Here is an 8,979-nt window from a genome sequence, read left to right as displayed (position 1 = left end):
GGTTGAGTCAACCAATACTCACTCGACGAATTGTGCGGCACCGACAAGCGATTGATCGATTTGTAGTTAACCTTCTTCAACCAAGACGATAACAGTACGTGAGATGGCACGACCAATAAATGGGCGTTTTAACACTATAGATGTCGACTAAAGGCACGGAGACCAAGATTAGATGGCTCAGCTTGAGAATATTGAGGCGATTGAAAAACGACTGTGGAGCAGCGCTGACACCTTGCGGGCAAACGGTAGTTTTGCGTCGAACGAAGCATTCTTGCCTATAATGGGCCTGATCTTCTTGCGCCATGCATACAGCCGATATCTTGCCCTGAAACCTCAGATCGAAGCCAACTTGCCCAGCCGTGGTGGCGTGACCCGTGCCCTGACCAAAGAGGATTTCTCGGGCAAAGGTGCGATCTATCTGCGGGAAGAAGCCCAGTTCGATCACCTAGTAAATCTGACCGACGCGGATGACCGGGCTGAAGCCATCATGAACGCGATGGAGAAGATCGAGGAAGACTATGAAACCCTCGCCGGAGTTCTCCCTAAGCGTGAGTATCAGGAACTGGACAATGACGTGCTGGGCACATTGCTGCGGACGTTCAATGACACTGCCCTAAGAAACATGACCGGCGATGTGTTTGGCCGCATCTATGAATACTTCCTGACCAAGTTTGCTGACCAAGGTGCCCACGATAACGGCGAATTCTTCACGCCGGTGTCCATCGTGCAAACCATCGTAAACGTGATCGAACCAGACCATGGCAATGTCATCGACCCGGCCTGTGGTTCCGGCGGTATGTTCGTGCAGTCCGCTCACTTCATCGAACAGATGCATCAGAGCCCGCAGGAGGTCGCAACCTTCTACGGGATGGAGAAGAACAAGATCACCATCCGCCTAGCAAAGATGAACCTTGCCGTGCATGGGCTCGAAGGCAATATCGCACAGGCCATCAGCTATTACGAAGAGCCCCATGAGATGGTGGGCAAGTGCGACTTCGTGATGGCGAACCCGCCGTTCAACGTGGACGAGGTGGACGCCACCAAGATCAAGGCCGATCCACGCCTGCCGTTTGATCTGCCCGGTGTGAACAAAAGCGGCCAGGTTTCCAACGGCAACTATCTGTGGATGAGCTATTTCTACAGCTACCTGAATGATCAGGGCCGTGCGGGCTTTGTAATGTCATCACAGGCGTCTTCCGCTGGTGGGGAAGAGGCTAAGGTCCGCCGCAAGATGATCGAAACTGGTCATGTGGACGCGATGATGGCGATCCGCGGTAACTTCTTCTACACCCGCACCGTGCCTTGTGAGCTTTGGTTCCTGAACAAGGGCAAGCCCGAGGCCATGCAGGACAAGGTGCTAATGGTTGATGCACGGGCTGTGTTCCGCAAAGTGACCCGCAAAATCTATGACTTCTCACCCGAGCAGACCCAGAACCTGACTGCTATCTTCTGGCTCTATCGTGGACAGCAGGACCGGTTCCTGCATCTGATCGACACTTACCTCACCAACACCATCACGGCGGCAGAAGCGACCAGAGAGCCGCTGCATGCCTTCTATGACGCCTATGGTGCCCTGTCTGAGAAGGTCGAGGATGCGGATGAAGCAGAGGCTGCATACCGACAGTTGATCACTGATATCTCAACCTTCGATGCCACGATAACCGAGGTGACCGCGAAGGTTGGTTCCATCACCAAGGACAACGCGGGTTTAACCAATGCCGCCGCTGTGCTGGAGCCTACGGCGGAAACCAGCCGTGATCTGATCAAGCAGATCGATCAGGTGTTCAAACTGATCGAAAAGACCGCCAAAGATCAAACCGGTGGTGGTCGTGGCCTGAACAAACTGATCAAGGAAGCGGATGAAGCCCGCAAAGAGGCTGTCGTGGCCCTGCGGCAGGTGCGGTATTTCCACAAACAAGCCCGTTGGTTGCAAGAGCGGTTCCCCGATGCCGAGCTTTGCGATGTGGAAGGGCTGGTCAAGCTGGTGGATCACGCCGAGCTTGCTGAAAATGACTGGAGCCTGACACCCGGTCGCTATGTCGGTGTCGCCCCAGAAGAGGAAGACGAGGATTTCGACTTCGAGGAAGCCCTGCGGGACATCCATCTGGAACTGGCTGGTCTGAACGAAGAGGCCAGTGAGCTTGCTGCCCAAATCCAAAAGAACTTTGAGGAGTTGGGCGTGTGAGTTGGGCTGAATTCCGACTGGATGAAATCGGCACGGTTTCTAGAGGTAGGTCACGTCATCGTCCAAGAGATGCTGAGCACCTCTATGGCGGGCCTTATCCGTTTGTGCAGACCGGCGATGTGAAACATGCAGGGCTTTATCTCACAGACTATTCCCAGACCTACAGTGAAGCTGGATTGGCCCAGAGTAAACTCTGGCCGGTAGGAACTCTTTGTATCACCATCGCTGCCAACATTGCGGAAACTTCAATTCTGGATATCGAAGCCTGTTTTCCGGACAGCGTTATTGGCTTCATTCCTGACGAAGAAAAGAGTGACGCAAAGTTCATAAAGTATATGTTTGACGCCTTGTTGAAGAAGCGTTTTCGAGCTTTCACGCAAGGGGCTGCACAGGACAACCTCAGTCAGGGCAAGCTCTTGTCGTTGACATTCCCTGTACCGGATGTGTGGGAACAGAAACGTATTGCCGAAGTCCTCTCCGCCTATGATGACTTGATCGAGAACAATCGGCGGCGGATTGCGTTGTTGGAGGAGGCCGCACGGCAACTCTACAAGGAATGGTTCGTCCACTTCCGCTTCCCCGGCCACGAACACGTCCCCATCGTTGATGGTGTGCCGGAGGGGTGGGCGAACCTAACCGTAGCTGATCTGGGTTTAGTAGTTACGGGTAAAACACCTTCCAAGAAACAGCCAGAAAACTTTGGCTCAGACATACCCTTTATCAAAACACCAGATATGCACGGCCAATCAATAATCATTGTGACCGAAGAATGTCTGTCGGAACGTGGAGCCGAAACCCAAACTAAGAAAACCCTGCCAGCACGTTCCATTCTTGTTTCTTGTATTGGCACGGTAGGCGTTACTTCGATGAATGCGACCGAGGCACAAACCAATCAGCAAATCAACGCGGTTGTACCCAACGAGACCTGTTCTCGTTATTTCGCTTTCTTTGCTTTGGAAGCTCTGAAGCCGAGGCTGGAGGCGATAGGCGGAGGTGTCACCATGGCAAACGTGAACAAGTCCAAGTTTTCCAGTTTGCCGGTTATTGTACCCAACAAAATACTCATGGATCAATTCGACGAAACTACAGTTTCGATTTTCGATCAGGTTGAGAAATTGTCTCTTCAGAACAGGTCTTTGGCTCAAGCCCGTGATCTCCTTCTCCCCAAACTCATGAGCGGGGAGGTTACAGTATGAGCCCAGCCCTGAACGAAGACACGCTGGTACAGGAAACCGCAGCGGATTACCTCAAGGACATTCTCGGCTGGGATGAGAACATCTATGCCATGCAAGAGGTGTTGGGACCTGAGGGGACGCTAGGCCGTAAATCCGAAAAGGATGTCGTGCTGACCCGCTATCTGGGAGAGGCCCTGATGCGGTTGAACCCAGGTCTGCCAGATGCGGCTTATCAGGATGCTCTTCGTCAGATCACCGAAGTTCCGGTGACCCATGGGACGCTTCAGATCAATCGTGAGAAATACGAGTTGGTCAAAAACGGGGTGCAGGTTCAGTTTCGCGATGCCAGGAACGAATTGGTCAAGAAGCGGCTGAAGGTGATCGATTGGGATAACCCCGAGGCCAATCACTTCCTCTGTGTGCGGGAGATGTGGATTAAGGGTGACCTCTACCGTCGCCGGGCGGATATCGTCGGTTTTGTTAACGGCCTGCCGCTGTTGTTCGTGGAATGCAAAGCCCTGCACAAAGACATCCGCCACGCCTATGATGGCAATCTGGCGGATTACAAAGACACCGTCCCGCATCTATTCCACCACAACGCCTTTATCGTGTTGGGCAATGGTGTCGATGCCCGCATCGGGTCCATCTCCAGCCAATGGGAACACTTCAACGACTGGAAACGGCTAAGCGAAGGTGAGGCTGGGGTTGTTGAGATGGAGACCTTGCTGAAGGGCGTTTGTGACAAACGAAACTTCCTCGACCTCTATGAGAACTTCATCCTGTTCGACGAGACGCCTAATGGGCTGATCAAGATCGTGGCCCGGAATCACCAGTTCCTGGGCGTGAACCAGGCGATTGAAGCCACCAAGGATCGCAAGGCTCGTGACGGTAAGCTGGGCGTGTTCTGGCATACTCAAGGCTCAGGCAAGTCCTATTCCATCGTATTTTATACCCAGAAGATTCACCGCAAGATCGGGTCGAATTTCACCTTTGTGATCTGTACTGACAGGACCGATCTGGATGGCCAGTTGTACAAGACCTTCGCCGGGTGCGGCTTGGTAGACAATGACCAAGACCCGGTGCGGGCTGGATCGGGTAAGGAATTGAAATCCCTGCTGGGCCAGCACAAGGCGTATGTCTTCACGCTGATCCAGAAGTTCAATGAGAAGCTCAACGAAGGTGAGTTCTATTCTGATAGGGATGACATCATTATCATCACGGACGAGGCCCACAGGACGCAGTACGGGACGCTCTCGCTGAACCTGAGGAACGCTCTGCCGAATGCCAGCCGGATTGGGTTTACAGGAACGCCTCTGTTCTCTGACGATGAGATCACCCGCCGAGTATTTGGTGAGTATGTGTCCAAGTACGATTTCCAGCGGGCGGTGGAAGATGGTGCCACAGTGCCGCTCTACTACGATGCCCGTGGGGAAGAGCTTCAGGTTGCGACCAATGATCTGAACGACAAGATCGCGGCCAAACTGGAAGAGTTGGAGATCGATGATCAGGATGTTGCAGAGCGGCTAGAGAAAGAGCTCAAACGCGACTACCACGTCATCACCAACCCTAACCGGCTGGACAAGATCGCCCGTGACTTTGTGGTTCACTACTCAACACAATGGGAAACTGGTAAAGCCATGCTGGTCTGTATCGACAAGATCACTGCGGTGCGGATGCATGGTCTGTTGATCGACCACTGGAAACGACGGATCAGTGAGCTTGAAGTCGAACTGGCCGGTTGTGACGAACAAGACCGGGCTGATCGGGAGCGTCAGTTAGACTGGATGCGGGAAACCCTGATGGCGGTTGTCGTCAGTGAAGAGCAGGGTGAGGTCGCCAAATTCCGGAACTGGGACTTGGACATCATCCCGCACCGTAAGCTGATCAAGGATGGCTTTGAAACCGAAGATGGTAAGCGGCTTGACGTGGAATCTGCCTTTAAGAAGGAAGAGCATCCGTTCCGCGTTGCTATCGTATGTGCCATGTGGTTGACCGGTTTTGACGTGCCCAGCCTTTCGACCTTGTATCTAGACAAGCCGCTGAAGGCACATACGCTCATGCAGGCCATTGCACGTGCCAACAGGGTGCATGAAGGCAAGAACAACGGACTGATTGTTGATTACTGTGGCATCTTGAAAAACCTACGAAAAGCCCTGGCGACCTTTGCTGGTTACACAGGTGATGAGGATGGCCCACCACCGGAAATCGACCCTGTTCGACCTGATGAAGAGTTGCTGGCCGATCTCGCAGAGGCCATCGCCGGTGTTCGTGACTTCCTGGATGGTCGTGGCTTTACGTTGTCCGACGTCCTTACCAAGACTGGCTTTGATCGGAATAAGGCCATCATTGATGCCAAGGAGATCGTTAACGAAAACGATGAAAGTCGTAAGCGTTTCCAGATCATGTGCCGCGAAGTCTTCAAGAAGTTCAAAGCGTGTTTGAACCTAAAGGAAATTGGTCGATATCGCGACGACCGAGACGCGATCAACGTGATCTATAAGAATCTGGAAGATGATGTGAAGAAGGCTGATATTTCGGATATCATCAAGCAATTGCACGACGTGGTTGGCGGTGCGGTGGAAACGACCGAAAGCGGTGGTCTTGATGGTAACCTCTACGACATCAGCCAGATCGATTTTGAACGGCTTCGTCAGGAATTTACCAGGTCACCTCAGAAGAACACGGCGGTTCAAAGCTTAAAGGATGCTGTGGAGCGGCGACTGCAACTGTTGTTGCGTCAGAATCCATTGCGGACCGACTTCCAGGTTCACTACGAACGCATCGTCGCTCAGTACAATCAGGAGAAAGACCGTGTGACCATTGAGCAAACATTCGAGGCACTTCTGATACTAGTTGCAGAGTTGAGTGAAGAAGAGCAACGGGCTGTGCGCGAAGGTTTGGGCGATGAGGAAACACTTGCTCTCTTTGACCTCCTAATCAAGCCTGAACTTCGCCACGACGAGATAGATCGGATAAAGAGAGTCGCTGAAGGTCTACACAGGGTTTTGAAACTTGAAGTAGACCGGGTTCAGGATTTTTTCGCCAAGCAGACAACTCGCGACGCCATGCGAACTCGAATTCACGACTACCTATATGACGATACCAGCGGTTTACCCGACAGCTTCACACCAGAGGAAATTGACACGAAGGCCGAAGCTGTGCTTGCGCACCTAGTCGTCTCTCAGAAGCTGACTTCAACCAATACATATTCCACGCCGATGTAAAAAAGGTGGGAACGAAGACAGTCACTACTAGACAACGAATTTCAACAAGCAGAGTTCGGTCATTCCCCCGCCGGAAAAGGCGAGGGACATAGATCTAGGCAGCAAGTTTTTGAGGTTCAAGGGCGATTTCTTCAAGTAACTCAGCGGTGCTTTCGGTTCTCAACCAAAGCTGAAATAGAGTCCGCATCCGTTCACTAGGTATATACAGCATGACCGGCTCGTTGTTTCTGATTGCCGTCCTCCAGATTACCTGTACCATCTCGGAGATTGCATAAATGTCATCGTTCATCTCGACCCCTTGATCTGCAAAGAAGTTGCGAAGGATCGGCAAAGAGAACCTGTTGGCTAGGTACGCCATGGATCTCTTATGAGCGAAGTCATTAGTGGCCTTGGTATTGAGTGGGATCCAACATCTCTTACCGGAATAGCTCTCGCCTTTCAGTTTTTGGCGGTGGTCCTTGAAGGTTGTCCATGAGTTATCTGCTGATCGCGTCTTGGCGTGGTTTTTAAAGAACGTCACGGTGTTGCCCTTTAACTTGCGCAAAGATGCAGCGTCGGCACGTTTGAACCATGAGGATGACAACGGCTGCTCTCTACCCTTTGGGGTTCCGATGTCGTTGCCCCTACCTTCGTAGATCGAAACCAGCTTCCGGATCCTGGACTTAATCTCTCCTTCGTTGTGATCCAACCACGGTATCAGTTGGTATCCAGTTGCGTGGCTTCCAGACACTGCCTTTAAGTCAAAGGAGACGCCTTCCGCCTCCAGGTAAGACCGCATGGGAGACCCTTGGAACAGGTAGGTAAGCACAAAGACTTCCTTAAAACACTCCAAGAACTCAATTGGAAACTGCCAGATTAAGACCCGTTTGCTCCGGTTACCCTCGGCATAGACAGCCAGATTCCCGTTGTCGCAAAGGTGCTTGATCGGAGAAAACTTACCTTTATAGCTCCCATGCTCTTCGTGGTTCCAGCGAAGACGCTTGGTGGTTTGTTCAACAAACACTTTACCGGTCGAGAACAAGTCGCCTTGATCGAACTTGGTCAAACCATCAAAGAAGTCGCAGCAGGTAAGAACTTCATCGATCACGAGCGTGTAGTTGGCCGACAACAGGGCTTCTCTCGTTTCTTGAGTGATCATCCTGAATAACTCGTGTGTTGTCGCAATGTTCTCGCCCTCGTCGATCAGCTTTTGAAGACCGTAGTATTTGCGACCATGTATTGGTTTGGGGTCCTTGAACCTGAGGCTTGGACACGCCTTTTTTACCCGTTCGACTTCATCCAACAAAGGCGTAACGTAGATAAAGCGACGCTTGGATGAATTGAACATGCCATCGAAGTGGGCGCGGTTCATGTATTCGATGATGAACGATGTCTTACCAGCACCCATAACGGTGTCGACGACGGTGATGTCAGCCATGGCAATATTTCCTTTTGGAGCAACAATACCTGTCAGGGCTTAGTTGCGGTTGGTTGGAGAGGGTTGTCGCGTTTCGTACGATCAAGAACGCGACAGTTGCGGGAAGAAGATGATTAAATCCCTTAAATTACAATGGATTAACCATCTCCCAAGGGAGCCATCCTTAAAGGACTAAAGTAGTACATTGAGGAAGGGCGCTGCAGTTGTACGGTGTACAAAGACTACTGCAGATATGCTCGATTTAGAGCATCAGTTGAAGGACGACGACGTCCAAATCTTGCGGTATTTAAGCTGGATCAGCTGTCTCGGTTTCGCGGCAGAAGCTTTCGGCGCCGCTTCGTCTCGATCTTTGGTCGGGGTCTTTTAACCAAAGTTCCGGTTCTTTGAAGAGCTGATCCAAGCACTACAGGAGTCTGGCGTTGTTTCTTTTCGTCGGACTTCAATATGAAACGTTCGGAGCCTAGTTCTTCAGATGACTTCAGACGCGCGTATCGCTCCCGGGCACTAGCCCTTCTTTGAAGGTCCTTTTGGTGTCGATCTTCCCATTTGGCCTCGATTAAAACCCTGAGTTCGTCTTCGGGCATGTGTTGGAATTGCTTCTGACCACGGTGCCAGCGTATTGAGCGCTGCATACTATCTTCTCGTTTGGCGGCTTTTTCAGCTTTTTGCCTCTTGCGCGTATTGCAAGCCAGCACCCGACAACTGTTGGAGCAGTATTGCGAAGTCGATCTATAAGGCGTGTATCGCCTCTTGCAGTGTTTACAACTCCGCCGAGCTTTCGGCTTAGCAGTCTTGGTGATTGTTTCGCTAGTTGCCATTACTTCAACCGTCCTGTCCTAAACCATTTGTGGCGTTTGGGTGTATCAATGGTAACATGTAATTGTATTTCACATAATTATTAGTAGGTTACGAGAACTCCAGGATTAACGGTAAGAGGTTGTTTAATCTCTATCTCAGTAGCCGTCCAGACGGTGAGAT

4 protein-coding genes are annotated in these 8,979 nt (G+C 51.6%); 3 read left to right on the top strand and 1 reads right to left on the bottom strand.

Features of this window, described 5'->3' with window-relative positions:
* The first annotated feature begins 172 nt into the window (after positions 1–172).
* The 3 genes from FN806_RS20190 to FN806_RS20180 are packed head-to-tail and all read left to right on the top strand — an operon-like array spanning position 173 to position 6,584.
* Positions 173–2,185, top strand: coding sequence for a class I SAM-dependent DNA methyltransferase (locus FN806_RS20190; RefSeq protein WP_142640405.1), 2,013 nt, complete (start codon positions 173–175; stop codon positions 2,183–2,185).
* Entirely contained in the window at positions 2,182–3,381 is a 1,200-nt protein-coding gene (locus tag FN806_RS20185; protein ID WP_142640404.1) for a restriction endonuclease subunit S, read from the top strand. The genes FN806_RS20190 and FN806_RS20185 overlap by 4 nt, the downstream gene beginning before the upstream one ends.
* Positions 3,378–6,584, top strand: a complete 3,207-nt coding sequence (locus tag FN806_RS20180; RefSeq protein ID WP_142640403.1) for a type I restriction endonuclease subunit R — start codon at positions 3,378–3,380, stop codon at positions 6,582–6,584. Before FN806_RS20185 ends, FN806_RS20180 begins: the two co-directional genes overlap by 4 nt.
* A gap of 94 nt (positions 6,585–6,678) precedes the next feature.
* On the opposite strand, the gene FN806_RS20175 is transcribed toward FN806_RS20180, so the two are convergent.
* Positions 6,679–8,001, bottom strand: coding sequence for a DEAD/DEAH box helicase family protein (locus FN806_RS20175; protein WP_142640402.1), 1,323 nt, complete (start codon positions 7,999–8,001; stop codon positions 6,679–6,681).
* Between the last annotated feature and the right edge of the window lie 978 nt (positions 8,002–8,979).

This window comes from Ruegeria faecimaris (assembly GCF_900182615.1).
GTDB classification, from domain to species: domain Bacteria; phylum Pseudomonadota; class Alphaproteobacteria; order Rhodobacterales; family Rhodobacteraceae; genus Ruegeria; species Ruegeria faecimaris.
The sequence above is the reverse complement of the archived record's forward strand: the minus strand, read 5'-3'. Positions and strand labels throughout refer to the sequence as shown.

Coding starts and splice junctions, on each gene's coding strand:
- FN806_RS20190 (WP_142640405.1), top strand. CDS start 173: ATGGCTCAGCTTGAGAATATTGAGGCGATTGAAAAACGACTGTGGAGC.
- FN806_RS20180 (WP_142640403.1), top strand. CDS start 3,378: ATGAGCCCAGCCCTGAACGAAGACACGCTGGTACAGGAAACCGCAGCG.
- FN806_RS20175 (WP_142640402.1), bottom strand. CDS start 8,001: ATGGCTGACATCACCGTCGTCGACACCGTTATGGGTGCTGGTAAGACA.